The organism is Bacillus mexicanus (assembly GCF_050445615.1).
Taxonomy (GTDB): Bacteria; Bacillota; Bacilli; order Bacillales; family Bacillaceae; genus Bacillus; species Bacillus mexicanus.
The window spans coordinates 1,721,481-1,747,713 of sequence record NZ_JBCEYV010000001.1; the positions used below are offsets into that span (position 1 = coordinate 1,721,481).

At 42.8% G+C, this 26,233-nt stretch carries 23 protein-coding genes and 2 pseudogenes; 10 read left to right on the top strand and 15 right to left on the bottom strand.

The genetic code is table 11. From position 1 onward, the window contains the following. Positions 1-54 precede the first annotated feature (54 nt). On the bottom strand, positions 55-1,071 hold the full coding sequence (gene lytE / locus AAGG74_RS09285; RefSeq protein WP_225494235.1) for a peptidoglycan endopeptidase LytE: 1,017 nt from the start codon (positions 1,069-1,071) through the stop codon (positions 55-57). Positions 1,072-1,587: 516 nt separating this feature from the next. Here lytE and phoA point away from each other — a divergent pair. Continuing rightward, on the top strand, positions 1,588-2,955 hold the full coding sequence (gene phoA, locus AAGG74_RS09290; RefSeq protein WP_162102121.1) for an alkaline phosphatase PhoA: 1,368 nt from the start codon (positions 1,588-1,590) through the stop codon (positions 2,953-2,955). A gap of 30 nt (positions 2,956-2,985) precedes the next feature. Here the strand turns inward: phoA and spoVR are convergent, their stop codons facing one another. After that, positions 2,986-4,392, bottom strand: coding sequence for a stage V sporulation protein SpoVR (gene spoVR / locus AAGG74_RS09295; protein ID WP_429675184.1), 1,407 nt, complete (start codon positions 4,390-4,392; stop codon positions 2,986-2,988). A gap of 148 nt (positions 4,393-4,540) precedes the next feature. Here spoVR and AAGG74_RS09300 point away from each other — a divergent pair, with 148 nt between their 5' ends. From AAGG74_RS09300 to lytF, 3 genes are all read left to right on the top strand, one after another. Continuing rightward, positions 4,541-6,067, top strand: a complete 1,527-nt coding sequence (locus tag AAGG74_RS09300; RefSeq protein WP_429675185.1) for a mechanosensitive ion channel — start codon at positions 4,541-4,543, stop codon at positions 6,065-6,067. 113 nt (positions 6,068-6,180) lie between these two features. Continuing rightward, entirely contained in the window at positions 6,181-6,621 is a 441-nt protein-coding gene (gene nsrR / locus AAGG74_RS09305) for a nitric oxide-sensing transcriptional repressor NsrR (RefSeq protein ID WP_162102124.1), read from the top strand. Positions 6,622-6,780: 159 nt separating this feature from the next. After that, positions 6,781-8,229 (top strand): peptidoglycan endopeptidase LytF, encoded by a 1,449-nt coding sequence (gene lytF / locus AAGG74_RS09310; protein ID WP_429675186.1) that lies wholly within the window; start codon positions 6,781-6,783, stop codon positions 8,227-8,229. A 43-nt stretch (positions 8,230-8,272) separates the two neighbouring features. Here the strand turns inward: lytF and AAGG74_RS09315 are convergent, their stop codons facing one another. Next, the gene (locus AAGG74_RS09315) at positions 8,273-8,596 is read right to left on the bottom strand and encodes a YqzG/YhdC family protein (RefSeq protein ID WP_162102126.1); all 324 of its coding nucleotides are present in this window, start codon (positions 8,594-8,596) and stop codon (positions 8,273-8,275) included. A 201-nt stretch (positions 8,597-8,797) separates the two neighbouring features. On the opposite strand from AAGG74_RS09315, the gene AAGG74_RS09320 reads away from it, so the two are divergent. Next, the gene (locus tag AAGG74_RS09320) at positions 8,798-9,040 is read left to right on the top strand and encodes a YhdB family protein (protein ID WP_162102127.1); all 243 of its coding nucleotides are present in this window, start codon (positions 8,798-8,800) and stop codon (positions 9,038-9,040) included. A 176-nt stretch (positions 9,041-9,216) separates the two neighbouring features. On the opposite strand, the gene AAGG74_RS09325 is transcribed toward AAGG74_RS09320, so the two are convergent. From AAGG74_RS09325 to AAGG74_RS09365, 9 genes and pseudogenes are all read right to left on the bottom strand, one after another. Beyond that, positions 9,217-10,959: a phospho-sugar mutase gene (locus AAGG74_RS09325; RefSeq protein WP_429675187.1), complete on the bottom strand. Its 1,743-nt coding sequence runs from the start codon at positions 10,957-10,959 to the stop codon at positions 9,217-9,219. A gap of 138 nt (positions 10,960-11,097) precedes the next feature. After that, positions 11,098-12,765 (bottom strand): glycerol-3-phosphate dehydrogenase, encoded by a 1,668-nt coding sequence (glpD, locus tag AAGG74_RS09330; protein ID WP_162102186.1) that lies wholly within the window; start codon positions 12,763-12,765, stop codon positions 11,098-11,100. Positions 12,766-12,906: 141 nt separating this feature from the next. Further along, positions 12,907-14,397: a glycerol kinase GlpK gene (gene glpK, locus AAGG74_RS09335; RefSeq protein WP_429675189.1), complete on the bottom strand. Its 1,491-nt coding sequence runs from the start codon at positions 14,395-14,397 to the stop codon at positions 12,907-12,909. An 18-nt stretch (positions 14,398-14,415) separates the two neighbouring features. Next, positions 14,416-15,240, bottom strand: coding sequence for a glycerol uptake facilitator protein GlpF (gene glpF, locus AAGG74_RS09340; protein ID WP_162102130.1), 825 nt, complete (start codon positions 15,238-15,240; stop codon positions 14,416-14,418). A gap of 178 nt (positions 15,241-15,418) precedes the next feature. Next, on the bottom strand, positions 15,419-15,994 hold the full coding sequence (glpP, locus tag AAGG74_RS09345; protein ID WP_429675190.1) for a glycerol uptake operon antiterminator GlpP: 576 nt from the start codon (positions 15,992-15,994) through the stop codon (positions 15,419-15,421). Between the two features lie 417 nt (positions 15,995-16,411). Next, positions 16,412-17,953, bottom strand: coding sequence for a GNAT family N-acetyltransferase (locus AAGG74_RS09350; RefSeq protein ID WP_225494238.1), 1,542 nt, complete (start codon positions 17,951-17,953; stop codon positions 16,412-16,414). 15 nt (positions 17,954-17,968) lie between these two features. Beyond that, complete coding sequence (locus tag AAGG74_RS09355; protein WP_429675191.1) at positions 17,969-18,631, bottom strand: HAD family hydrolase; 663 nt, start codon at positions 18,629-18,631, stop codon at positions 17,969-17,971. Positions 18,632-18,756: 125 nt separating this feature from the next. Further along, positions 18,757-19,179 (bottom strand): CBS domain-containing protein, encoded by a 423-nt coding sequence (locus AAGG74_RS09360; protein WP_162102134.1) that lies wholly within the window; start codon positions 19,177-19,179, stop codon positions 18,757-18,759. A gap of 136 nt (positions 19,180-19,315) precedes the next feature. After that, positions 19,316-19,698 (bottom strand): annotated as a pseudogene (locus tag AAGG74_RS09365) (YhcU family protein). Positions 19,699-19,819: 121 nt separating this feature from the next. Between AAGG74_RS09365 and AAGG74_RS09370 the strand changes: the two are divergent. Further along, entirely contained in the window at positions 19,820-20,728 is a 909-nt protein-coding gene (locus AAGG74_RS09370; RefSeq protein WP_429675192.1) for an RluA family pseudouridine synthase, read from the top strand. Between the two features lie 30 nt (positions 20,729-20,758). On the opposite strand, the gene srtA is transcribed toward AAGG74_RS09370, so the two are convergent. Continuing rightward, positions 20,759-21,355 (bottom strand): sortase SrtA, encoded by a 597-nt coding sequence (gene srtA / locus AAGG74_RS09375; protein WP_429675193.1) that lies wholly within the window; start codon positions 21,353-21,355, stop codon positions 20,759-20,761. A 630-nt stretch (positions 21,356-21,985) separates the two neighbouring features. Here srtA and AAGG74_RS09380 point away from each other — a divergent pair. Continuing rightward, the gene (locus AAGG74_RS09380) at positions 21,986-22,642 is read left to right on the top strand and encodes a spore coat protein (protein WP_162102138.1); all 657 of its coding nucleotides are present in this window, start codon (positions 21,986-21,988) and stop codon (positions 22,640-22,642) included. Here the strand turns inward: AAGG74_RS09380 and AAGG74_RS09385 are convergent. Both AAGG74_RS09385 and AAGG74_RS09390 read right to left on the bottom strand, forming a co-directional pair. Further along, positions 22,541-23,543: pseudogene (locus AAGG74_RS09385) on the bottom strand (gluzincin family metallopeptidase). The gene AAGG74_RS09380 and the pseudogene AAGG74_RS09385 overlap by 102 nt on opposite strands. 119 nt (positions 23,544-23,662) lie before the next feature. Beyond that, complete coding sequence (locus tag AAGG74_RS09390) at positions 23,663-24,217, bottom strand: YhcN/YlaJ family sporulation lipoprotein (RefSeq protein WP_429675194.1); 555 nt, start codon at positions 24,215-24,217, stop codon at positions 23,663-23,665. Positions 24,218-24,366: 149 nt separating this feature from the next. Here AAGG74_RS09390 and AAGG74_RS09395 point away from each other — a divergent pair, with 149 nt between their 5' ends. The 3 genes from AAGG74_RS09395 (at position 24,367) to AAGG74_RS09405 (ending at position 26,088) form a co-directional block, all read left to right on the top strand. Beyond that, on the top strand, positions 24,367-24,807 hold the full coding sequence (locus AAGG74_RS09395; protein WP_162102140.1) for a hypothetical protein: 441 nt from the start codon (positions 24,367-24,369) through the stop codon (positions 24,805-24,807). A gap of 410 nt (positions 24,808-25,217) precedes the next feature. Beyond that, complete coding sequence (locus AAGG74_RS09400; protein WP_429675196.1) at positions 25,218-25,535, top strand: PadR family transcriptional regulator; 318 nt, start codon at positions 25,218-25,220, stop codon at positions 25,533-25,535. After that, positions 25,522-26,088, top strand: a complete 567-nt coding sequence (locus AAGG74_RS09405) for a DUF2812 domain-containing protein (RefSeq protein ID WP_429675197.1) — start codon at positions 25,522-25,524, stop codon at positions 26,086-26,088. The genes AAGG74_RS09400 and AAGG74_RS09405 overlap by 14 nt, the downstream gene beginning before the upstream one ends. Positions 26,089-26,233 lie beyond the last annotated feature (145 nt).

The window sequence follows — 26,233 nt, forward strand, 5'->3', positions numbered from 1 at the left end:
ATGTGCTCCTCTAAAAATAAAAAAACCCGTTCCAATGAACGGGTCCTTTATCATTTAGTATCTTTTCGCACCGAGGTAACGCGGCTTCCAGTAGCTGTTGTTCAGGCTGCTGATTTGTACGCCATCAGACCCTGCATGTACAAAGCTGTTGTTTCCGATATAAATTCCCATGTGAGAAGGACCGGATTTATATGTTGTGAAGAAGACAAAATCCCCGACAGACGGACTGGAAATGCTCTTCATAGAACTCCAGTATCCCGCGGTGCTTGTTCTGCCCACACTTGTTTGTTTATTCAGTACGTACCAGATAAATCCACTGCAGTCAAAGCCGGAAGTTGTCGTTCCGCCCCATTTGTATGGCGTCCCGATTAACGCTTTTGCATCAGAAGCAAGCTTGCTCACATTAAGCGATGTAGTTGAAGATGCTCTGCTGCTTGAAGATGATGAAGAGCTGGAAGAAACAAGCTTTGAATTTGTGCTTGTTCCTTTTACCTTCAGCACTTGGTTGACATAGATGACATCTGATTTTAAACCGTTTAAACTTTTTAATTTGCTAACTGTAGTTCCGTATTGTTTTGCGATTTTAGACAGACTGTCCCCGCGCTTCACTTTATAACTGGACGTTGAAGATGATGACACCTTTGATGAGCTTGAGCTGCTAGAGCTGATTGAACTTGTTGAGCCTTTCAGTTTCAGGACTTGTCCGATACGAATCAAGTCTGACTTTAGGCCGTTCATTTTTTTCAATTCACTGACTGACATGCCGTACTTTGCTGAAATTTCCCACAGGCTGTCTCCGCTCTTTACTTTGTATGTAGATGCAGATGAAGAACTGCTGCTTTTTGAACTAGCAGATTTACCGTTAATTGATAGAGTCTGTCCCGCATAAATGATATCTGACCGAAGTTTGTTCTCTGATTTAATCTTATTGATCGTAGTGTCATATTTTCTGGAAAGCTCCCACAACGTGTCGCCTTTTTTCACCTTAACGCTTTGTGCAGACGCTGCTCCTGCGAATAATGTCGATCCTAAAACAACTGCTGTAGTTGCTGTAATGATTTGCTTTTTCATATGTTCCTCCCCAAATATTATCTATCTATATATGTCTCTTTTTTTAAATTAATCTTATCGTTTTCTATTATAAGGATAGATTCCCAAGAGAAATAGTCTTGACTTCATGAGACAAATTTCTTAATTATTCGTTTATAAAAAAAGTTTTTAAGGGTATTAAATATTTCATTTTCATTTCAAAGGTGACAAAAAACGAGTGCTTTTGTCATGTTTCACGGGCAATTTTCAACATAAAGGGAATTTTTCCGGGTCAACTTACTTATGGAAGAGGGAGTGGTAAGGAACATTCAAGAAAATGTGAGGTTACCTGCAGTTTTTTTATTTAAACAAACATATCATGCATGGGAAAAGAGGTAAAGATTTTTCCGATAAAATGAATGCTTTCCATCAAATAAGACAAGATAACGAAACAGCTTGTAATCATTTCTGTACAATACTTTTCTGAATGTTTACCTGATCAAAGCAGCATTTACCCTCATTATCCTAACGTCAGAAAGAGTATACAATTAAGGAGGCATGCAAAACATGAAGTCTAAGCTTCTGCCAATCGCCGCTGTTTCCGTCCTTACAGCTGGAATCTTTGCAGGAACCGGACTGCATCAAACCGAAACAGCAAGCGCAAAACCTCAAGATAAACCTGAGATCAGAAATGTGATTGTGATGATCGGTGACGGTATGGGAACTCCATACATAAACGCTTACCGTTCCTTAAAAAACAACGGGGAAACACCAAATAACCCGAAGCTGACTGAGTTTGATCCAAACCTGACAGGCATGATGATGACGCACCCGGATGACCCCGACTATAATATTACAGATTCAGCAGCTGCCGGAACAGCATTAGCGACAGGTGTTAAGACATACAACAGTGCAGTTGGCGTCGATAAAAACGGAAAAAAAGTAAAATCTGTACTCGAAGAAGCCAAGCAGCAAGGCAAGACAACAGGGCTTGTCGCAACGTCAGAAATTAACCACGCCACTCCAGCTGCATATGGAGCCCATAATAAATCCCGTAAAAACATGGACCAAATCGCCAACAGCTATATGGATGACAAAATAAAAGGCGAACAAAAAATAGACGTTTTGCTTGGCGGCGGAAGATCGTTTTTCAACCGCAAGGACAGAAATATAACAAAGGAATTCAAACAAGCCGGCTACAGCTATGTAACAACAAAACAAGCCTTGATGAAAAATAATGATCAGCGGGTGCTCGGGCTTTTCGCAGACAGAGGGCTTGCTAAAGCACTCGACCGTGACAGCAAAACCCCCTCCCTCAAAGACATGACAGTTTCAGCCATTAACCGCCTGAGCCAAAATAAAAAAGGATTTTTCTTAATGGTAGAGGGCAGCCAAATTGACTGGGCCGCCCATGACAATGATACAGTTGGAGCTATGAGCGAAATAAAAGATTTTGAACAGGCTTATAAAGCTGCGATTGATTTTGCGAAAAAAGATAAGCATACCCTTGTGATCGCAACTGCTGATCATACAACCGGAGGCTTTACGATTGGAGCAAACGGCGAAAAGAATTGGCACGCTGAACCGATTCTCGCTGCAAGAAAAACACCTGAATTTATGGCCGAAAAAATCAATGAAGGCACACCAGTTAAGGATGTACTCACTCGATATACCAAGCTGGCATTCACCTCAGAAGAAATCAAAAGAATTGAAGCCGCTGCACAGGCAGATAAAAGCAAAGGTGCCTACAAAGCCATCATCAAGATTTTGAACATACGATCTAACAGCGGCTGGACGAGTACCGATCATACCGGCGAACAAGTGCCGTTTTACGCGTACGGGCCCGGAAAAGAGAAATTCCGCGGACTCATAAACAATACTGATCAGGCAACCATCATATTTAACGTTTTGAAAACAGGACAATAAAGAGGATGCATCACGCTGCATCCTCTTTTTTTATACATATCGGCGGTGAACACCTTTTCCGTCGTACGAAAATATGACTTCCTTATCCTCAAGCATAGACTCAATGTGCACACTTCTTCCCCAAAGCTGAAATAAATAAGGAAGCACTTTCTCTAAATACTTCCAATCCAGCTCAATGCCTTCAAACCAATGCTTAATATAAAGCTCGTTATTTTTCATATAATCGCCGTCATTTACCGTCAAATATGGAAAACCGCCGTTGACGCGCATGCTAACGAGCTGCTCACGCACCGATTTCCATTCTTTATCGACAATTTTATAATCTCTGCCCTGCTTTTGAAACAAATAAAGATCCTCACGCATGACCAAGTCTTTTGTTAAATAATTGCGGATGAACGAAATATCAGATTCAATTTCCCTGACCTCAAACATCTTCTCTCGGCCTGAGTCAGGCTGCACACCCATTTTTTTCATGTTTTCCGTCGGTTTATTGTACCGCTCCTCAATGTCTTCAAATATTTTCAGCCCTAAATAATATGGATTGATGCCTGTTTTGGACGGCTGGACAACACCTGCATTCAGCTTGGCAAACTCTATCGCTTCATCAGAGGTTAAATCAAGCTCACGTATAATTCGCTGATGCCAATAGGAAGCCCAGCCTTCATTCATTATCTTTGTTTCCAGCTGAGGCCAGAAATAAAGCATCTCTTCTCTCATCATTGTTAAAATATCACGCTGCCACGGCTCCAGCTCCCGAGAGTGCTCTTCGATAAAAAGCAGGATATCTTTTTCCGGACGCGGCGGGAAGTGTTTTTTTGTTTTTTTCCTTTGTTTTTCCTGTTTGTTTTCACCCAAAAACCATAGATCATCGTACGGCGTCGCTGCCTCTTCCACCTCTTCCTCCTCATCATCCACACTCCATTGGAGCTTCGGACGGACCAAAGACGGATCAATATGCTCCTGAATCGAAAGGATCGCGTCTAAAAAAGCTTCTACTTCCTTTATTCCGTGAACCTGTTCATAATGTTTAATTCGCTCGGCGGTTGCCGCCATGCTTTCCACCATATCACGCTTCGTATTTTGGAATCGGCAGTTGTTTTTAAAGAAATCACAATGGGCGAGAACGTGGGCGACAATCAATTTATTTTGGATCAGTGAGTTGCTGTCCAGCAAAAACGCGTAGCATGGGTCTGAATTAATAACCAGTTCATAAATTTTGCTTAATCCAAGATCATAATGCAGCTTCATTTTATGAAACTGCTTGCCGAAGCTCCAGTGGCTGAATCTTGTCGGCATCCCGTACGCGCCAAATGTATAAACAATTTCAGCCGGGCAGATCTCATATCTCATCGGGTAGAAATCAAGGCCGAATCCTTTTGCAATTTCGGTAATATCCTCAATTGCCCGCTGTAATCCTTTTTTCTCCTCCGCGTTCAACCGAATCCCCCCTACTTGGACTTATCTATAATATATGAGCCCGCCTGACAAAAGATGATATCCTCAACCACCCGGCACATTCAGATGTTTGCTGATTGTGTCAGTGGGTAAACAGAGAGCATATTACGAAAAAAAGGAGCGATACCAATTGAATGTAGCAGACATGTTTTCTTCTTATCTCAGTAGACTACCAAACCTAGTCATTGCTTTACTCGTCTTATTAATCGGATGGGCTATCGCTAAAATGATTGAAAAAGCAGTGTACAAAGGGCTCAAAAAAACAAAATTTGACGATAAAATTTTTGCTGGGAAAAAGCCATCACGCTATTCCTCGGAAAAAGTCATCAGCAAGGTTGTTTATCTTATCGCTTTGATTATCGTCTTTATTTTATTCTTTAACATTTTGCATTTGACAACAGTGGCATCACCGTTTGTCAGCATGCTTTCCGCAATAGCATCGGCGATCCCGAGCGTGCTGAAAGCTGGGCTCATACTGCTGTTAGGATGGGCTGTAGCTTCTGTATTGAGTTTCCTAGTCAAAAAATTCGGGATGAAGCTGAACACAAGCGACAAGCTGCGCAAGTGGAATTTGGTGTCTGAAGGAAAAGATATTCATCAGGCAGTCAATGCTGCTTCCCAAATTGTCTTTTATCTCGTGCTGCTTGTTTTCCTGCCAGGGGTCTTATCTTCGTTAAGAATCAGCGGTATTTCAGGTCCGTTTACAAATATGATGGAAAGTGTACTCGCTTTTCTGCCGAAACTATTTGCCGCTGCGCTTATCGTTTTAATCGGCTGGCTTGTTGCCCGTCTTGTACGTGATATCATTACGAATTTCCTTGCAAGCATCGGCACAGAAAGATTCGCCGCACGTATGGGTTTAACTGTTTACTTAAAGGATACAAGTCTTTCCGCAGTTATCGGAACGATCGCTTACGTGCTGATTTTAATACCGGTCGTCATTTCAGCGCTTGACCAGCTGGATGTCGCCGGCATTTCAAAACCAGCAGTCTCTATGCTGAATACCATTTTAAATATGCTTCCGAACATCATCATTGCCATCGTGCTTGTTTTAGCAGGCATATGGGTCGGAAAATGGGTGAGCACCATGGTGTCCGGACTGCTCCATCGCGCAGGCTTTGATTCTGTGTTAGGCAAAATGGGCATTGAAACAGGAACACCTGCCAAGCTGTCCCTGTCTCAAGTTGTCGGCATGATTGCGAAAATCATTGTCATTCTCTTGTTTACAGCCGAGGCGCTGCAAATTGTTCAGCTGCACTTCCTCGTAGAAATTGCGACTGGCATCATCGCGTATCTGCCGAATGTCCTTGTCGCTGTATTTATTCTCGGCATTGGCCTTTACGCGGGTGAATTGGTGCGAAAGGTGCTTTCAAGTATTATCAAAGGTCGGGAATTCAAGTCTTTAGCGGCGATTGCTAAATATACAATTATCGCACTTGCTTTCTTTATGGCCTTGGATCAGCTTGGTGTTGCTGCGACAATCGTTAACTCCGCGTTCATCATTGTCCTTAGCGGCTTCGCACTCGCTTTCGGTTTATCCTTTGGCCTTGGCGGAAAGGATTTTGCATCACGTTATCTGTCTTCATTTGAACGCAAAATGCAAAACACTGAAATAGATAAGGACCGCAAAAACCAAAATCCGCCGAATAATATGTAATCAAAAAACGTGCACCCTTCTGGGCGCACGTTTTTTATGGAAAATTCCTTTTTTTTCATTTTTCAATCAAATTATGATAAGATATAGAAAATGTCTTATTACGAGGTTTAATAATGAGGTTAACAAATTATACGGATTATTCATTAAGAGTTTTGATTTTTCTGGCTGCAAAACGTCCTGGAGAACTTTCAAATATAAAACAAATTGCCGAAACGTATTCTATTTCAAAAAATCATCTCATGAAAGTGATATACAGGCTCGGCCAGCTCGGCTACGTAGAAACGATACGCGGACGAGGCGGCGGTATACGCTTAGGCATGGCGCCTGAAGACATCAATATCGGTGCGGTTGTCAGAAAAACAGAGGACGATTTTAATATTGTGGAATGTTTTGATGCGAACAAAAATCTCTGCGTAATTTCTCCGGTATGCGGCTTAAAACATGTGCTTAATGAAGCCCTTATGGCCTATCTTGCAGTTTTAGACAATTACACACTGCGCGACCTTGTCAAAAACAAAGAAGACATCATGAAGCTTTTAAGAATGAAGGAATAGATAAGATTCCTTCTTTTTCTATGCCTTCTCCCCCCTTTTTGTTACGATAATATGGATAATATAGCTGTTTTTCAAAAAAAAAGCAAAACGATGGGACAAACCTGCCGATATAAAATAGAAACAGCGTATTCTAAATCATTGGGGAAAAGGAGAGCTCAGATGAAAAAGAAATTAGCAGCAGGGCTGACAGCATCTGCGATTGTCGGTACAACTTTAGCAGTGACACCAGCTGAAGCAGCAACGATTAAGGTAAAAAGCGGCGATACTTTATGGAGACTGGCTCAAAACTATAACACAAGTGTGTCGGCTCTCACATCTGCCAACCATCTTTCAACTACAGTTCTATCGGTCGGCCAGACGCTTACGATTCCGGGCAGCAATTCCGGCACATCATCTGCTTCAAACTCAGCATCTAAGAAGAGCGGAAGTTCTGTTTACACAGTGAAAAGCGGCGATTCCCTTTGGCTGATCGCAACTGAGTTTAAAATGACGGTTCAGGAACTTAAAAAACTAAACGGACTAAGCGGCGACATGATTCGTGCAGGGCAGAAATTAAAGGTATCTGGTACAGTTTCCTCAAAAACTAGCTCTAGCCCTAGTTCCAGTAAAAAAAGCAGTTCTAATAAGAGCTCAAGTTCTTCATCTTCTGCAGGAACTTATAAGGTGCAGCTTGGAGATTCTCTTTGGAAAATTGCTAACAAGGTCAGTATGTCTGTCGCTGAATTGAAGGTTTTGAACAACTTAAAGTCAGACACTATTTATGTGAACCAAGTGTTAAAAACAAAATCATCTGGTTCTAATACGTCTTCCAAAGACACTTCATCTCATTCGGACAAACCTTCAGCAACAACGACATACAAGGTGAAAAGCGGAGACTCTCTTTGGAAAATTGCAAACAACTATAACCTGACCGTACAGCAAATCCGAAACAGCAACAATTTAAAATCAGATATGCTGTACGTTGGACAAGTATTAAAGCTGACAGGAAAAGCAGCTTCAGGCATTTCTCCAACTCCAACGTCGTCTTCGTCAAATGCAGGCTCCAACACGGCGACGACTACATATACGGTGAAAAGCGGCGATTCCTTGTGGGTAATTGCGCAAAAGTACAATATGACAGCTCAGCAAATTCGGGAGAAAAACCAATTAAAAACGGATGTCTTGCAAATTGGCCAAAAGCTGACCATTACCGGAAAAGCTTCTTCGGGCTCTACTTCATCCAATTCTTCAAGCACATCCAGCTCAGTTAGCGCGAAAATCAACCTAATGATCGCAGCCGCTAAAGAGCAGCTTGGGGTTCCGTATCGCTGGGGAGGCACAACACCGAACGGCTTTGACTGCAGCGGTTTTATGTACTACGCTCTGAATAAAGTCACATCTGTATCAAGGTTAACGGCAGCCGGGTATTGGAACACGATGAAACCTGTCAGCCAGCCTGCTGTCGGAGATTTCGTTTTCTTTACAACATATAAAGACGGCCCTTCCCACGTCGGAATTTATCTTGGAAACGGGGAATTTATTAATGCCAATGATTCCGGAGTTGTTATTTCGAATATGAACAACTCTTACTGGAAACAGCGTTATCTCGGTGCAAAACGATTTTTCTAAAAACAGAAACTGTATGGCCTTAACGGCTGTGCAGTTTTTTTAATTAGAGCCTAAAAATGTTGATGCTGATCATATGCTTTGTCACCGGATGAAAATAGACTTCAGCCCGAACGGAAAAGGTAGCATCTTTCTGTTTGACCGTCACCCGAAAGACATCTTTCGTTTGCTCATCATTTACCTCGGTCCGCCCCATATAAGCGTAATCAGAAAATGAAGCGCCTTTATATTCATCTTGAATTGTGTCCCAGGCGAGCTGTTCCCACTTTTGTACAAACTCGTTTGTGTCCGCTGAATGCCCTTTTGCAGCCAATGATACGATGACCAATCCGCAGAAAAGGAGCGAAATGGTATACGGCAGAGATTTCATATTTTCAGTCTCCTGTACACAGATTCTGTTCTCTCATAGGTTTTCCAAAAGCGACCGCTTCATTCAGTTAATTTTGATTTTATGTCTCCCTCATATTGCTATCGCTGTTGTGCCGCAGACGCCAAGTTTTGCCCCGTCAATAACATGGAATGCGGCATAAACTAATCATGAACTTCTCACACAAGAAAGGAGAAGCGTCGCATGGACTATGCCGATTACGATAAAGCACTGTATTATACTCATCGTTCTCAGTGGGACAATTTGTTAATTTTAATGGTGCGTACAGAGGATGATTTGTTATCAAAGCGAATTGAACATTTTTTGCATGCGTATCATTTTGAACAGGATTACACCGTTCTTGAAAAGATGCTGTATTCCCTTCTCCGTTATATTGATCATGCCACAGAGCTGACATACGAAGATCAATTAGCCCTGCTCACATAAATAAATCCCGGCGTTCAGACGCCGGGATTTCCTGTGTTAATTGTATCTGTGTCAATACCATAGGGCATAATAGCAAAGAAAAAACGAAGCCCTTTTCTGACAATATGGTGGTCATCTGCGGTTACAATTTTTATCTTTAGAAAAAAGCCGGATCAATGATCCAGCTTATCCTCGGATTAATTTCTTGTGGCCTCTACAATGTCATCTACCGTCTTCATCACATCGTCAGCAAGCGAAGCAAGTCGTTTTTCACTGTCTTCTAATGAGGTTCCTTTTACAGCAAAATAGAATTTGACCTTCGGCTCAGTTCCGGAAGGGCGAAGGCAGAACCAAGACCCGTCTTCAAGGAAGTATTTCAGCACATTTGATTTTGGCAAGTCGATTGCTTCTTCTTTGTTTTCCTTGAGAAGTGTCCGTTTGCTTACAGCGTAATCTTCAGCTGTCACAACCTGTTTGCCGGCCATTTTTTGCGGCGGATTTTGTCTGAAGGAAGCAAGAATTGCTTCAATTTGCTCTGCTCCCTGCTTGCCTTTCAGCGTCAAAGATTTCAGTCCTTCACGATAAAAGCCGTATTCCTTAAAGAGATTGATGAGCGCTTCGTACAATGATATTTCCTGCTTTTTATAGAACGCGCAAACCTCTACTGCCAAAAGTGCCGCCTGAATGGCATCCTTGTCGCGGGCAAAATCCCCGATTAAGTAACCGTAGCTTTCTTCATAACCGAATTGGAAAGTATATTGGCCTGATGCCTCATATTCCTTAATCTTTTCGCCGATAAACTTAAAGCCTGTCAGCGTATCAATCGTATCGAGGCCGAATGAAGAAGCGACCGCACGCCCGATTTCGCTTGTGACAATTGTTTTGAGAACAACGCCGTTTTCAGGCAGGATGCCTTGTTTTTTCTTTTCAGAAAGCAAGTAATGAAGCAGGAGCGCACCGGTTTGGTTTCCTGTCAGCACTGTATATTTGCCTTGATCGTTTTTCACCGCGATGCCGAGGCGGTCAGCATCAGGATCTGTTGCGATGAGAATATCTGCATTCTGCTCTTCTCCAAGCTTAATGGCATATTCGAATGCCGCATGCTCTTCCGGGTTTGGAGAGGTAACGGTAGAGAAGTCTGGATCTGGCAATTCCTGTTCTTTGACAACCGTTACTTTTTTGTAGCCAAGTGCTTCCAGGCCGCGTCTAACCGGCTTATTCGCAGTTCCATGCAGCGGCGTGAACACAACATTCACATCTACTTCTTTCGACAATTCAGGGTGAACGGAAATAGACGTCAGTTTTTCTGTATAGACTTTATCAATGTCTTCACCGATGATCTTGATTAAGCCTTTTTCTTTTAACGCTTTTTCATCGTCGACTGTGATCGTCAGCTCATTTTCAATCGCGTTTACCTGATTAATGACGATGTCAGCTTCCTTTGGAGGCAGCTGGCCGCCGTCATCTCCGTATACTTTGTAGCCGTTATATTCAGGCGGGTTATGGCTTGCCGTCACCACAATTCCCCCGTAAGCGTTCAGCTGTCTGACAGCGAATGACAGCTCCGGCGTCGGCCGAAGCTCATCAAACACATAAGTTTGAATGCCTTGTGTCGCAAGTGTTTTGGCCGCTTCCATCGCGAACTCCGGCGATTTATGGCGGGAATCATACGCAATGACAACGCCCCGTTTTTTCGCTTCCTCACCTTGCTGCGCGATATATGCCGCAAACCCGGCTGATGCTTTTCGCACCGTGTAAATATTCATTCGATTTGTCCCGGCGCCGATTTCTCCGCGCATTCCGCCAGTGCCAAATTCAAGTTCTTTATAGAAGCAGTCTTCAAGCGCCTGTTCATTCCCCTCTAATTCAGCGAGGCGCTCTTTCAATTCCGGATCTAAATATGTCTGTTTCCAGCGTTCATAGCTCTTTCTCCAAGTCATATTCGTATTCGTCCTCCTATGTATCAGCTTATGCCATTATTTTATATGAAGCGGGTGTCTCTGTCACCTGAGAACCTAAGCTCTGGCGCTTTCGGCATGTAAAAAGAAATAACGGGCTGAAAGACAGCCCGCTATGATTTATTGTTCGAGCGGTACAACCGCATCGTGTAAAAGCTTGTTGAGGTTTTCTGTATGTTTATTTTTCGTCTGCTCATCCCATTGGAATCGCTCGCTCATAAAATCAATAACGGCATCTTTGTATGTTTTTACCCAATTGATATCAAAAAATAAACGTCCCGTTCTGCGAACAAAGAAATCAGCAGGTGTCGCGGCCAACTCTTCTTCTATACTGTATTCTGCCTCAGCAAGAATATGAACTGGCAGGCTGCGTTTTGCTGCCTCGTCCTTCAGCGCTTCCACGCGATTAAAGACGCGCTCGACATTGGAGCCGTATCTGATCGCCAGCTGTTTTGCATCTTTTTCTGGTAAGCCTGCTGCAATCCCCTCTTTTGTTTTTGCTGTCACGAAGGACGTAAGATTTTTTGACCCGCCGACGTGCCCGCCTGAGATTGGCATGTCTTTCGTTTTACATGGACCGAAATCCTTTTCGCCTTCTTCTTTTAAGCGATCACGCACAAGATCGACGATGTGCTCCGCCATTTTTCTGTATCCGGTCAATTTCCCGCCGGCGATGGTGATCAAGCCTGAGTCAGATGTCCAAATTTCGTCTTTCCGTGAAATTTCAGAAGGGTCTTTGCCTTCTTCATGAATCAGCGGGCGCAGACCAGCCCAGCTGGATTCGATATCATTTGCAGTGATATTCAGTTCTGGGAACATGAAATGAATTGAATTAACGACGTAGTCACGATCCTCAGTTGTCATTCGAGGATGCTCCAGCGCTTCTTTGTAAACAGTGTCTGTTGTCCCTACGTATGTTTTACCTTCACGAGGAATCGCAAATACCATCCGGCCGTCTGGTGTATCAAAATATACAGCCTGTTTCAGCGGAAAGACAGACTGGTCAAATACAAGGTGAATGCCTTTTGTATGCTGCAAATGCTTTCCGTTTTTCGAATGGTCTTTTTCTCTGAGCTGATCAACCCAAGGGCCTGTCGCATTGACAATTTTTTTCGCGTACACTTTATATTCTTTCTTTGTCAGCATATCTTCAATTAATACGCCGACTGCTTTGCCTTTTTCGTAAAGGAGCTCTTTCACTTTGGAATAATTCACAGGTTCTGCCCCGAATTTGACTGCTTCCTTCATGACTTCGATTGTCAGTCTTGCATCGTCAGTGCGGTATTCCACATAGTACCCGCCGCCTTTTAAGCCGTCTTTTTTTACTAATGGCTCTTTTTGCAGTGTTTCTTTTGCTGAAAGCATGCTTCTTCGTTCTGATTTTTTTACACCTGCTAAGAAATCATACACCCTTAAACCGATAGAGGTTGAGAATGAGCCGAATGTGCCGCCTTTATGAAACGGAAGGAGCATCCATTCCGGCGTCGTGACGTGCGGGCCGTTTTCATAAACGATCGCCCGTTCTTTCCCTACTTCAGCGACCATTTTCACTTCAAATTGTTTTAAATAACGCAAGCCGCCATGAACCAGTTTTGTTGATCGGCTTGATGTTCCCGCCGCGAAATCCTGCATTTCGCTAAGCGCGACCGTCATTCCCCTTGATGCCGCGTCAAGAGCTGTTCCCGCTCCTGTAATTCCTCCGCCGATAATAAATAGATCATATGTTTTTTTCGTCATGTCTGTCAGCATGCGATCTCTTTCAAGACTTGAAAATTGATGTTTCATTATGGCTCCTCCTTGTTGTCACGGTGTGTAAATAGAAAAAGAGACCACAACAGCCAAAGTGCATATTTACACTTTGGTGCTGTGGTCTCTCCTCGTCTCAGGACCGTTCTTATTAACTTGTCATTAGTATATCATACTCTCAGTCTACTTAAAAGCCATAGCTGCTTTTACGGCCTTTTGCCAGCCTGTATACAGCTCATTTCGTTTGTCTTCTTCTAGTTTAGGTTCAAACCGTTTATCAAGCTTCCACTGGTTCGCGATTTCAGAACGGTCCTTCCAAAATTCCACAGCAATCCCTGCCAAATAGGCCGCGCCAAGCGCAGTTGTTTCATTAATTTCCGGACGCTCCACAGGCACATTCAGAACATCTCCTTGGAACTGCATCAGGAAATTATTTTTCACAGCTCCTCCGTCAACACGGAGGGTCTTTAATGATATGTTTGAATCTGCTTCCATCGCGTCAAGCACATCTTTTGTCTGGTAAGCCAATGACTCCAATGTCGCACGAATAAAGTGCTCTTTTGTTGTTCCTCTTGTCAGGCCGAAAACCGAACCGCGCACATCGCTGTCCCAGTAAGGCGTTCCTAAGCCGACAAATGCGGGAACAACATATACGCCATCAGTTGAATCCACTTTCTCCGCGTAAGATTCGCTTAACGAGGAATCTTGAAACATTCTCAATCCGTCTCTAAGCCATTGGATAGCGGAACCTGCGACGAAAATACTTCCTTCTAAAGCATATTCAACTTTTCCGTCAATGCCCCAGGCGATTGTCGTCAAAAGCCCGTGTTCGGACTTAATTGCTTTTTCCCCGGTATTCATCAGCATGAAACATCCGGTACCGTACGTATTTTTCCCCATGCCTTCTTCAAAGCACGCCTGGCCGAACAATGCGGACTGCTGGTCGCCTGCCGCTCCCGCAATCGGGATATTTTTTCCGAAGAAGTGATAATCGACCGTTTCCGCGTACACATGGGAAGATGGCTTCACCTCAGGCAGCATGGATTTCGGTATGTCCAGAATGTCTAGCAGCTCATCATCCCATTTTAAATCGTAAATATTAAACATCAGCGTTCTGGAGGCGTTGGAGTAATCCGTCACATGCGCTTTTCCGCCTGACATTTTCCAAATGAGCCATGTATCAATCGTTCCAAACAGCAGCTCGCCTCTTTCCGCTTTTTCTCTCGCGCCTTCCACATTGTCTAAAATCCATTTTACCTTCGTGCCGGAGAAATACGGATCGATTAAAAGCCCTGTTTTTTCTCTGAACACATCATTATATCCTTTTTCACGAAGCTCCTCACAAATGCCGGACGTCTGTCTGGACTGCCAAACGATCGCATGATAGACAGGCTTTCCTGTATCCTTGTCCCACACGACTGCCGTCTCGCGCTGATTCGTGATACCGATGCCGGCAATTTGAGAAGCGCTGATTCCCGATTCAGAAATGACTGATGCGATAACAGCAAGGATCGATCCCCAAATTTCATTCGCATTATGTTCAACCCAACCTGGGTGCGGGAAGTATTGTGTAAATTCCTTTTGAGCGGAGTGAACGATTTTGCCTTCTTTATTAAACAGAATCGCTCTCGAACTTGTCGTTCCCTGATCTAAGGATAAAATGTATGTTTCCATAAGATGTCTCCCCTTTGATTACATATATTTTGAATTTGATAATGTTTTAGCTGAATGTGATCTCGAATAAACATAGAGTCCTAACAATACCACAACCAATATAACGCTTACAATCCAGAAACTGCTTGTAATGTGCCCTTTAAATGCAGCGTTATAAAATACGCCGCCAAACGATCCTCCTAAAATGGGACCCGCCACTGGCACCCATGCGTAGTTCCAGTTTGATGATCCCTTTCCCGGTATCGGAAGAAAAGCATGGGCAATCCGCGGACCTAAATCACGAGCCGGATTAATCGCATAGCCGGTGGTGCCTCCAAGAGAGATACCGATCGCCACGATAAGAAAACCAACGATTAAAGGGTTAAGCCCTTCTGTAAATTGATTTGCCCCAATGGCCAAGATGCCCAGCACAAGAACAAATGTCCCGATCACTTCACTTAAAACATTTGCGAAAGTATGCGGAATGCTGGGACCTGTTGAGAAAACACCCAGTTTGGCAGCGGGATCATCCGTTGACTTCCAATGCGGCAGGTAATGCAGATAGATTATCACCGCACCTATAATCGCGCCGATCATTTGCGCCGCAATATAAACCGGAACCTCTTGCCACGGAAAATCCCCTACAAATGCAAGCGCTATCGTTAGCGCTGGATTCAAATGAGCTCCGCTGATCCCGCCAACCGCATAAGCCGCCATGGCAACACCCAATCCCCATCCAAATACGATAACAATCCAGCCGGACTGGAACGAAAGCGATTTCTTTAAATTGACACCCGCACAAACACCTGCCCCAAAAATGATAAGCAGCATCGTACCGATGACTTCCCCCCAAAATGCTGTCATAGCACATTCCCCCTAAAGTCACGATAAAAAAAGTATGATAGAGAAAAAGAGTATAAAAAAACCACAACAAATGCTTTACGGGTGTGTAGACATTTACCGTAAAGAGCTGCTGTGGTCTCCGAGTTCTCCATCACAATGTATTAACCTAGTGCAATTGTATCAGTGTATGAAAGCGGTGTCAATCATCTTCTGTCAAAAATTTTTCATATTTTTTCCATAATTTGGTGTTTGATGTAGTAACAGCAACAGCTCCCGCTTTCAAGGCTTGTTCGACATCCTCTTCCGTACGGATGAAACCGCCCGCAAAGATGGGAATCCCTGTTTTCTCTTTTATTTCTTGTATGAGTGACGGAACGATGCCGGGCAGCACTTCAATAAAGTCAGGCTTATGCTTGCCGACAAACTCCATACTTTTTTCCATCGCGCTTGTATCAAGCAGAAACAGACGCTGAATCGCATATACTTTCTTCTGCTTCGCTTTGGCAATGACGCTTGATCTTGTTGAAATAATCCCAGCAGGCTTGATGTCTTGGCAAATAAATTCCGCTCCGTATTCATCATGCTTAATCCCTTGAATGAGATCGACGTGCACCATCATGTTCTTTCCGTGCTTTTTTGCCTCCCTGATCACGCCTTTTAACTGGCCGAGGTGAATATCAAGAATAACGCCATAGGAAAATGAACTGTTCAAAAACTCATCAAATTGCTTCATATTGCGAATAGCAGGTAAAATTGGCTGGTTGTGAAAACTCATCGTGTGCTCCTTTAACAAATCACTTTTTATATGGAATCGACTGAACGCTATCTTCCACCGTTTTCATGATAATTGAATCAGACCTTATGATGTCTTGGTGATCTTTCCCTGCCTTCAATATAAAGCCATACAGGATGAGAGTCAATAAACCGCGCCAAGCAACGAATTGAAAAAATTCCGAAAGCAGAAAGCTATTCCGCGTGTGTAAAATCCCCGCCTGATTGTCAGGTGTAAGCAGGGAGGGCAAGCATCTGAGCAGACTTTCACGGGATGTGATGACGGAGATGTTTGGGCAGGACGCCTAAGGAGTGAGCGGATGTTCTTTTCGTCATTCGTGAGCACCGACGCATAGGGCTGACAACGAATGCGAAGGTTTGTCGACATGCAGAAACCCGCCTATATAGGCGGGTTTTGAGATTATTTTTTATATTGAATATGATAAATATCACGCCGTCTGTCTTTTAGCTGACGTACTGTACCGTTTTGGCGCTGTCTTCTGAGAATTTCCAGGTCAACATCGCCGATAACGACCATTTCGATATTTGGGTTTGTTTCACCGACAATGCCGTCTCTGGCAAACTCAAAATCAGATGGTGCAAAGATGCCTGACTGAGCGTATTGGATATCCATATTTTCCGTTTGCGGAAGGTTTCCAACAGTTCCCGAGATAACCGTATAAATTTGATTTTCAACCGCTCTTGCCTGAGAACAATATCTGACACGCAAATAGCCTTGGCGGTCTTCTGTACAAAATGGTGTAAAAATGATTTTTGCACCTTTATCAGCTGCAATCCGGGCAAGCTCAGGAAATTCAATATCATAACAGACTTGAATTGCGATTTTCCCGCAATCCGTATCAAACACGCGCACTTGGTCTCCGGCACTGATTCCCCACCATTTGCGTTCATTCGGCGTAATATGGAGTTTATATTGCTTCTCGATTGTTCCGTCCCGTCTGAACAGGTATGCGATATTGTAAATCTTGCCTTCCTCTTCGACGAAATGAGATCCGCCAACAATGTTGACGTTATACTTCACAGCCAAATCAGTAAATAGGCTGATGTAATCTTCTGTATACTCGGTAATTCTCTGTATCGCCAAGCTCGGCGACCGCTCCTCAAGGAATGACATGAGCTGGGTTGTGAAAATTTCCGGAAATACCGCAAAGTCAGATCTCGCGTCAGAAGCGACATCGACATAGTATTCTACTTGATTTGCAAATTCCTCAAAGGAATAAATTCTCTTCATTTCATATTGAATCACACAAATTCTCACAGGGAACGCCGATTTATAATAGCGCTTTGTCTGCTTCGGAAGATAATCGACATTATTCCATTCCATCAGCGTTGCATATTTGATCGAAGCTGTATCATCCGGAAGATAATTCGGGTTAATCCTCATCAGAGTAAAGCCGTTCATCAATTGAAAAGAAAGGACCGGATCGTAAATTTGGTGGCGTGTCACCTGTTCAACATACGCTCGCGCCGTCATTTCCTCAGCATATTTATGATAGTTCGGAATTCGTCCGCCTATAATGATGCTTTTCAGATTTAAGCGTCTGGCCAAATCCTTTCTCGCCTCATACAAACGGTGACCGATCTTCATTCGTCTGTATTTCGGATCCACCATGACCTCAATTCCGTACATATTCAAACCATCCGGATTATGGTTGGTGATATAGCCATCGTCTGTAATGTCCTGCCACGTATGGCGGTCATCATATTCATCAAAATTAATTAGGAGACTTGAGCACGAACCGATAATTTCACCTTCAAATTCTGCACAAAACTGGCCTTCAGGAAAATGTTCCAAATGGCTGATTAAATGCTCCCGCTTCCAAGGCTCCATTCCCGGAAAGCAGTCCTTTTGAAGATCGATAATCTTGTCGATGTCTTTTTCTTCGATATTGCGGATGACCATTTTCTTTTCAAAACGGGTCAAATCTAATTTCTCAGACAATCTACTCGCTCCTTTCTAGTGTTGTGTGTTCAGCTGATCAAGCAATAGGGCGAGCTCCATCTCTGCCATTGATTCAAGCCTGTGATCATACTCTTCAAACAGTAAGGCGCCCGTCACTTTATTCGGGACAATCACACACTTCATGCCTGCTCTTTTCGCAGCAATTGACCCATTCACAGAATCCTCAAATGCAAGACATTCCGATGGCGATATCCCAAGGTTTTTTGCCGCCAATAAATAAAGTTCAGGATTCGGCTTCACTTCTTCTACATCATCTGCCGTTTGGATGACCTCAAAATGATCAAACAGGCCGAGTTGCTTCAAATGACCCGAAACCCACTTATAATCGGAGCTCGAAGCAAGGCCCACTTTTAAACCTAAATCCTTTGCCGCATTCAAATACGCTTCAACACCAGGTCTTGCTTTTTCCTTTTCCATGCGTTTCGCAAAGCGTTCTCTTCTCAATGCTGTCAGTGCTTCATGGTTCAACTTTTCGCCGATCTGCTCTTCTAAATATTCAAAAGGCCGGAAGCCCGCGGCTGTTCCGATCACTTTTCCCCAAATAGACATAGGAAGGGCTGAGCCATGCTCCTCAAATATTTCCTGAAGGACTTCATATTCGTGTGTTTCTGTATCTAGAATCAGTCCGTCAAAATCAAAAATTAACGCTTTAATCACTGCGTACAACTCCTTTAGTCCGAATTGGAACATATGTATACACTCACTATACCCCGAAACATGTCAGCTTTCAAAAAGGAAGGTTTATGTGAAGAAAGAGCCTGCACACCGCAAGCTCTTTCATATTAATGAATGTTTTGATGAGAAATGTTTGTCAGCGCTTCTCCCGCAGACTCGTTCGCCATCTGATTGACTGCCAGGTCTCCAAGCGCAACGATCCCGACTAGATTGTTTTGATCTACAATAGGAAGGCGGCGGATTTGGTGCTGGGCCATCAGCTGCGACGCGTCTTCCAGACTCATATGAGGATTTCCCGATACGAGCTCTGTTGACATCACTTCTGAAACGGGTGTCTGGCCATCTCGGCCCTGAGCTGTAGTTCTTAATGCAATGTCACGGTCGGTCAGCATTCCTTTTAAAACACCTTGCTCTACAACGGGAATCGCCCCGACGTTATGCTGTTTCATGAGAGAAGCCGCTTCCTGAATCGTTTGATTCGGAGAAACGGTTGCCACCTGCGTTGTCATTGTATTTCTTACTGAACTCATTATGAGCACCCCTTTCAAACATTAGTATGTGCAGACACGCACTGATTAAAAAGGAAGTTAGAGGAAAGGTTTTATGATATGATTTCTTAGATGCAAAAAAGAGCCTTTCTGAAAAGGAAAAGCTCCTGCTTCCTGGTTATATCAGCCTTCTATGACCAAAAAAGCTTTGTTCGTCTTCGTTTGAAAGTCTGAAAAAGCAAACGGAAAATAAATCCCAAAATCATTCAGCATCTTGCTGTTTTTTTCAAAAATCGCCTGACCACTCAAATCATCGTGCGGGGAAGGCTTTGTCAGGATAATATGTATCATCTGCAGACAAGCCATAATTTGAAATGCTTCTTTTAATGTTCCTTGGTAATAATGGTTATTTAAAGACAGAACGCCTTTCTTTTTAAAGCGCTGAATGTCCAGTTCGGAGAAATAGAGAGGAAATACATCATGGATCAGCTCCAATGACAGCTCCTTAATAAAGCTCTCCTGTTCTGCAGTTGCTGCGTTCACAATTCTCACGTCAATCACCTTTCTTGCCTTCGAATGTTCTAAGTCTTAATCAAGAATAGCACAGAAAAAAACATGAAAGCTAAGGTAAGTGTTTCCTATGCGAAACTGCAGCCTTCCGCTTGGAAAAGGAGCCATTTACATGAAACAAAAAGACAGAGGGCTTGAGCTCCTCATCAATGAGAAACAGGAAGGCCAATGGCTGTTTTCTGTACTGAAAACAGTGCTTAAAGCCTCCAAACCCGTAATTCAAGACTGGATGTCCTATCATCAGATCAAGGTTAATCACGAAGCAGTCATAAATAATGTAATCGTAAAAAAAGGCGACCGCGTATTCATTGATCTTCAGGAAAATGAACAATCCTCCGTCGTACCGGAGTATGGAGAGCTTGATGTTTTATTTGAGGACAATCATATGCTTATCGTTAATAAACCTGCGGGCATAGCGACACATCCGAATGAAGACGGCCAAACCGGCACACTGGCTAATTTAATCGCATACCATTATCAGGTGAATGGCGAAATATGCAAAGTGCGCCACGTGCATCGTCTTGACCAGGATACATCTGGCGCAATCGTTTTTGCCAAGCATCGTTTGGCACACGCCATCCTTGATCAGCAGTTAGAGAAAAAGACGCTGAAACGCACATATACCGCCATCGCTGAAGGAAAATTAAAGACAAAGAAAGGAACAATTGATTCACCGATTGGCAAAGACAGATCACATCCGACAAGACGCCGTGTTTCACTTGGCGGGCAAACAGCCGTCACTCATTATAGTGTGATTACAAGCAATGCAAAAGAGCGGCTGTCGCTCGTGGAACTGGAGCTGGAAACCGGCAGAACACACCAAATTCGTGTTCATATGGCAAGCATCGGCCATCCGCTTACAGGAGATGTGCTTTACGGAGGCGGAAGCAAGCTGCTCAACAGACAAGCGCTCCACGCCAAACAGGTACAAACCCTTCACCCGATAACGGGCGAGCTGATTGTTGCCGAAGCGCCTTTCCCAGCTGATTTCGAAAATCTTCGCCATATATATTTTTCATAAAGAAAAGCCGCAGGACTTGACTGCGGCTTTTTAAATGATTCGTTTTCCATATATAATATAACGCTTCGGAGCATTTCCGACGTATGAAAACGGATAGCAGGTCGTCAGAATGAGCTCTTCCTTTTCATGCTGAAGTGTAATAATGGATGTATCATCCTTATCGACAATTTTTGTTTTTACAATTTCATACGTGAATAGTCCATATGACAAAAGAATCCGAAGCCGGTCTCCTTTTTCAAGCTCTCCTGTCCGGCGAAACACGGTATCGCGATGGCCAGACAGCACAATTTGCCCGTTTTCATCAGGATAATAGCTGTCTTTATAATGCCCGACCCCTTTTTCTAGATCTTCCGCAGCAGTGCCCTCGACGATAGGAAGCTCTGCATTGATTTTCGGTATTTCCAAAATACCGCTCGCTTTTCCATTTTCCGGCTTAAATGATGCTTTTTTCTTTGTCTCATCTGCGCTCTGGTTCGTACTAGAAGCTTTCACCGGTTTTGCAGCCGCCAGTTTGGCTTCTTTTAACGTCTGTTCGGTTTTTATATTCGTATCAATTAATGTAAAGCCCCCATAAGCTGTGATCACAAGACCGGCTGCAATAACAACGAGTGGAATAACCTTTTTCATGTTTTGGAGGCGCTCCTTTTTCTTCTGGCATCTAGATAGGTTCCGGACAAAAGCAGCAGATGTATCCCGAAGCTGGCCAGACTTGCTTTTTGCAGTCAAGGCACTGGGCTGAGATTGCCGACAGTTTCAGCATGTTTCATTACTCGGTATTTTACCTAATCTCAACAGCTGCCATCCAGTTTCTATTTTTCTTTGATCGCCAACACCATTTACTCGTTCACTTCATTCCCATTTTGATCGCTGACATATGCGCCTTAATATCTTTTTTCTTCAGCCTCTCTGTAGACGAGGCCATTCTAGCAGCAGACTGTGTGGGAAATCCCCCTGATTAAACCATATTTCCGCTGTCATATGACGGAAAGAAGGCGCTGTTAAAGGGTTTATTTTACAATCGAGCAGTTCGTCTTATCTGCTTGTAGCTTTTTGTTATCTCCGCTATTTAAGCTTCTCAGCAGTTCATCCGTACCCTCCTAGGCTTCTCAGACATCAAATCCGAGATCCGCATGATTACAACGACTTTATCTGTTTACCATTTCGACAGACAGCATACAATTCCTTTTAGTCTTCTGCATAAAACGCGGCAGACTAGCACAAAATACAGTCTGATTTGAAAAAAAGGAGGAATTCGGTTTGGATCAGCTCAATCACCAGCAGCAATCCCAACAAATGAACAAAGGCATCCCTGGCAAGCCGCATAAAAACCACGGCGGCCATGAAATGTTTGATATGCATGAGGTGCTTTCCGGAACACTGACTGTGCTTGATCAGTTTACGATGCTGAAACAATTTTGTAAGGATCAGGAATTGCTAAACATTCTTGATCGTCAGCACCAATTCATAACGTCTCAATATAACTTAACTGCAGAATGCTTCAAAACAGGAAGCGAACCTTCACAAAAAACAGCAACGTACATGATGAAGGAAGACAACCAGACTGTATATGGCATGCAGCCGTCACAGCCTAAAAAACCGGTTCAATCTTTGAATGAGATTGATGACAGCATCATCAGCCGACAAATGCTTTGTGCGGTAAAAGCACAGGCTTCGGCGCTGACGATGGCCTCTTTGGAAATGACAAACCCTGCCGTTAGACGCGTACTGTCAGCGCAGATTCAGCAGTATGTTGAAATGGCCTTTGAAATTTTCCTATACCAAAACAAGCACGGCTATTACCAAGTACCTCAGCTAGATGCGCAGGATATGGGACAACTGAGAAATGCATTTGCCCCAGCACAAGGGCAAATGCCTCCAACTCAAGGCGGTATGGGCCAGCAAGGACTGCATTAATAAAAAAAGGCATTGGGTAGATACTATCCAATGCCACACTGTTTTTTTCATATATTTTCTTAAAATCTTTTTCAAACTGATCCAGACTTTCATTTGTTGCTGATTGAAATCCTTTTTTAAAGTCCCCTTTTTTGGCTGTTTCTTCTATCATTTCTAAAATAATGTCTTTCCCGTATTTATCCGTTAGCTCATTGATCATATAAAAGCTTTGCAAATAGACATCAGTGTCATATTCGATTCTGGCTTTTTGCCAATCTTGATCTGTCTGTAAACGGTCAAAGGGCACGACAGAAAACGTGATCGGATCTATGAGCAATTCATAATTCCCCATCCACTCGCTTAACCCTTCATGAAACCATAATGGAAACTCATTAGGATCTGCTTTAAGTTCCTTCAATTTCTGGTGAAACGCATGGTGCGTGTATTCATGTATCAACAACCGCTGGTACAAATAAACCGCTATCTCGTCGCCTTCTAATAGTTTCATCTTCTCTTCAGGCAACAATCCAATCAACTGCTCCCGCTCAGAATAAAAACCGACAACATCCAGTAAACCTGAGTAACTTTCCATCTGTTTTTCATTAGAAAAAAAAATAATATCAATAGGCTTTTGGTTCGAATATCCAATCATAATCTGATTAATACTGACCGCATATTCAAGTGTATCTTTTGTTAATGGCAATAAAGACTTTTCCTTAGCTGTGTAATAAATATCGGCCTGTTTGAATGACTCTTTCTTCATGTGCTTCGTCACTTGTTCTTTTGTTATACCAGATGCTTGCCCTGGCAAGGACAGTATATACATCGTGCTTGATACGATGGCCGAGCTAACAGCAAGCATCACAAGGACTCCGCACAGGAATAGAGCGGATGCCGCACGCTTTCCTATGCCATCCCGCAAACGTCTCCCTCCCTGAGCCGGTCCGTCTTGTATCTTTTATTCTTACTCTATGCAACCTGCGTTTGCGGTGTGTCATTAACGCACAGAAAAAGCCGCACAAATGATGCGGCTTTTTTCATTTATTCTGCGTTAGGAAATACACGCTGTACTGTTTGTGTAAATTCATCAAATAATCCGGCGATCGGGTCACCATTTTGAATACGCTTTCCATAACCTTGCATACGCTCTACAAAATCAGGGTTTGCTGAAACGTACACATTATCAATGTTTTTGTCAGTAGATTTCACCTTTTTCGCTACTTTTTTCTTCAGATCGTTTTCTACTGCGCCTTTATTACCGTTTGTTAAGACCACTGCGACGTATGCTTGCTGTCCGGCTACAATGACATTGGCATGCTTTACTTCTTTTAAGTCAGTTACTTTATCAGCTGCTTTATCAGCAACCGCAAGTTTCCGATCGTTATCATGATTGTTATTGACATTATCATTCATATTATTGTCAACATTATCCCGGTTGTTTACATTGCGAAGATCATCATTGGCCGGATTTCGATAATTAACATTTCTTACATCATTATTATCACGTTTGCCCTCACCTTGGTCGCCCATACTGCAGCCAGTCATAAGCAATGGAATAAGAAGCACAGACGCAAAAGCTTGTTTTTTTCCAAACATGTGAATTCCTCCTTTATCACTTTACCTATAGGTTTTTCTAACTGGCTTTAATTATTCATGTAAATCTGAAGGAAATGCTTTCCCGGGAAATAGAACGGTTAATTTGTCTAATGTGGGGGAAAATATGAGTACACTGCAAAGGAGGGATCATGTTGTTCAACCAGCGAAAAGGAATCAGTCCCACAGCATTGATTATAGGATCAACCGTGCTTATTGCTGCTTTATCACCTCAGATCCGCCAAAAAATCAGCGGATTTGTCACAGGACAAATGAACAGACGGAATTCTGAAAATAACACGTTTGATGCTTCTAATGTAGGAAACATTGTCAAACAAGCATTTGGCGGCGGTGATAATCAGGACCGGTCGCATAATCAAAGCCAGCGGCAAAACGGCCGTCAGCACCAGCATGCCGGACAGCAGCAAACACAGCATCAGCATACACAGACACAATCAAGGCAAACTGAAACAGTCACGAAAAAAAGACAGCCGCATTACGCTGAACCCATTCCATTTGAACAAAACGCCATGAATGTCATGGACGACAACACTATGATGGAAATGCTCGAAGACTTAGAACCCGGCCGTTAAAACGTGATAATGATGATATTGAATTTTTCATAAAATCCTTCTTTCGTTTAATGAAAACGCTTGAAGGATTTTTTGATGATGTCACTCGATCCGAAGCATGAGTTCCCGCTCCTCAAACGCGAATGCAACTCTAAACTGCGTCACTTCTGGGCAACTTATTGCCATGATCGCCTTAATAGTTGAAAGAGTTTCCCACGCTTTTTGTAAAGGACATTTAGCTTGCGTTCAATTATGGACGATTCCATTGACTACACTAAAGGCGGCGCTTTCTATTACATAAGGAAAGCGCCTTTTCAAATTTCACTCTAAGTTTATTTACACACTTTGGAAACATATTGACTATTCAGTTGAACTTTCTTATATTATTATTAAGTTGAACTATACAGCTGAACTGAAGATAGGGTGAGAATATGAAGCACAAACTATTACCGTTGTCTGAAACGATGCATTATATTTTATTAGCTCTGCGTGAACCACTTCATGGCTATGCGGTAATGCAAAAGATTGAAAAGATGAGTAACAGTACTGTTATTTTAGCAGCTGGTACATTGTACGGAGCGATTGAAAACTTGAATAAGCATGGTTGGATTGAACCTGTTGGAGAGTCAGGCCGAAGAAAAATTTATATGATAACTGCTGAAGGAAACGACGTTTTGGAAATGGAACGAAACAGGTTATTGCATATTTTATCCTTGTACGAAGAAAGTGAACCAAATGAAGATATTTAAAATGTTTTTTGATATTGAAAAAGAGGAGCAATGGCTGAACGAGCAATTACAAAAAGGCTATCGTTGTACAAATATTAGCGGATTAGGAATATACACTTTTGAAAAAACCGACAAGAGATATGTAATCCGACTGGATTATCAAGATTATTTATCTAAGAAAAAGCTGCTTGAATACAAAGGGATATATGAGGATTTCAGTTGGAGCTATATAAATGGGTTTTGGTTTAACGGAATACGGTATTGGCAAAAACAAAGTGATGATCAAAATGAAATCTTCTCGGATCGCCAATCAAAGTGTAATTATTATAAAAGATTAATGAATTATCCATTATCGTTTGGGGTACTGTGTTTAGCTGTTTCTTATAGACCTTACAAGGATTCGGGAATATATCATGAAGGTCTGTGGAGTATGAAAGGAGCATTATTTTGGAAAGCTTTTATATTTGAAACTCCATTTGCCCTTTTGAAGCTCCTTCCCGCCCTTATGGCTATTTTGTTTGGCATCAGTTTCTATAAAGTTTATCGAAAGTATTCAATGTTAAAAGAAAAATAATAAGGATCATGTATCTACCATAGTTTCATTCCTAGGCGATCATAGCCGAAAACTGCTTCATGAATTTCTTGATCATGGTCAAAAGGGAATACTTCCAGTCACTTTGGGTCAGTAGAATAAAAGCAAAAAAAGAACCCATGAACCC

Bases quoted from the DNA above. Each gene is read 5' to 3' on its own strand.
- lytE (WP_225494235.1), bottom strand. From the start codon at position 1,071: ATGAAAAAGCAAATCATTACAGCAACTACAGCAGTTGTTTTAGGATCG.
- phoA (WP_162102121.1), top strand. From the start codon at position 1,588: ATGCAAAACATGAAGTCTAAGCTTCTGCCAATCGCCGCTGTTTCCGTC.
- nsrR (WP_162102124.1), top strand. From the start codon at position 6,181: ATGAGGTTAACAAATTATACGGATTATTCATTAAGAGTTTTGATTTTT.
- lytF (WP_429675186.1), top strand. From the start codon at position 6,781: ATGAAAAAGAAATTAGCAGCAGGGCTGACAGCATCTGCGATTGTCGGT.
- AAGG74_RS09315 (WP_162102126.1), bottom strand. From the start codon at position 8,596: ATGAAATCTCTGCCGTATACCATTTCGCTCCTTTTCTGCGGATTGGTC.
- AAGG74_RS09320 (WP_162102127.1), top strand. From the start codon at position 8,798: ATGGACTATGCCGATTACGATAAAGCACTGTATTATACTCATCGTTCT.
- AAGG74_RS09325 (WP_429675187.1), bottom strand. From the start codon at position 10,959: ATGACTTGGAGAAAGAGCTATGAACGCTGGAAACAGACATATTTAGAT.
- glpK (WP_429675189.1), bottom strand. From the start codon at position 14,397: ATGGAAACATACATTTTATCCTTAGATCAGGGAACGACAAGTTCGAGA.
- glpF (WP_162102130.1), bottom strand. From the start codon at position 15,240: ATGACAGCATTTTGGGGGGAAGTCATCGGTACGATGCTGCTTATCATT.
- glpP (WP_429675190.1), bottom strand. From the start codon at position 15,994: ATGAGTTTTCACAACCAGCCAATTTTACCTGCTATTCGCAATATGAAG.
- AAGG74_RS09360 (WP_162102134.1), bottom strand. From the start codon at position 19,179: ATGAGTTCAGTAAGAAATACAATGACAACGCAGGTGGCAACCGTTTCT.
- AAGG74_RS09370 (WP_429675192.1), top strand. From the start codon at position 19,820: ATGAAACAAAAAGACAGAGGGCTTGAGCTCCTCATCAATGAGAAACAG.
- srtA (WP_429675193.1), bottom strand. From the start codon at position 21,355: ATGAAAAAGGTTATTCCACTCGTTGTTATTGCAGCCGGTCTTGTGATC.
- AAGG74_RS09390 (WP_429675194.1), bottom strand. From the start codon at position 24,217: ATGTTTGGAAAAAAACAAGCTTTTGCGTCTGTGCTTCTTATTCCATTG.
- AAGG74_RS09395 (WP_162102140.1), top strand. From the start codon at position 24,367: ATGTTGTTCAACCAGCGAAAAGGAATCAGTCCCACAGCATTGATTATA.
- AAGG74_RS09400 (WP_429675196.1), top strand. From the start codon at position 25,218: ATGAAGCACAAACTATTACCGTTGTCTGAAACGATGCATTATATTTTA.
- AAGG74_RS09405 (WP_429675197.1), top strand. From the start codon at position 25,522: ATGAAGATATTTAAAATGTTTTTTGATATTGAAAAAGAGGAGCAATGG.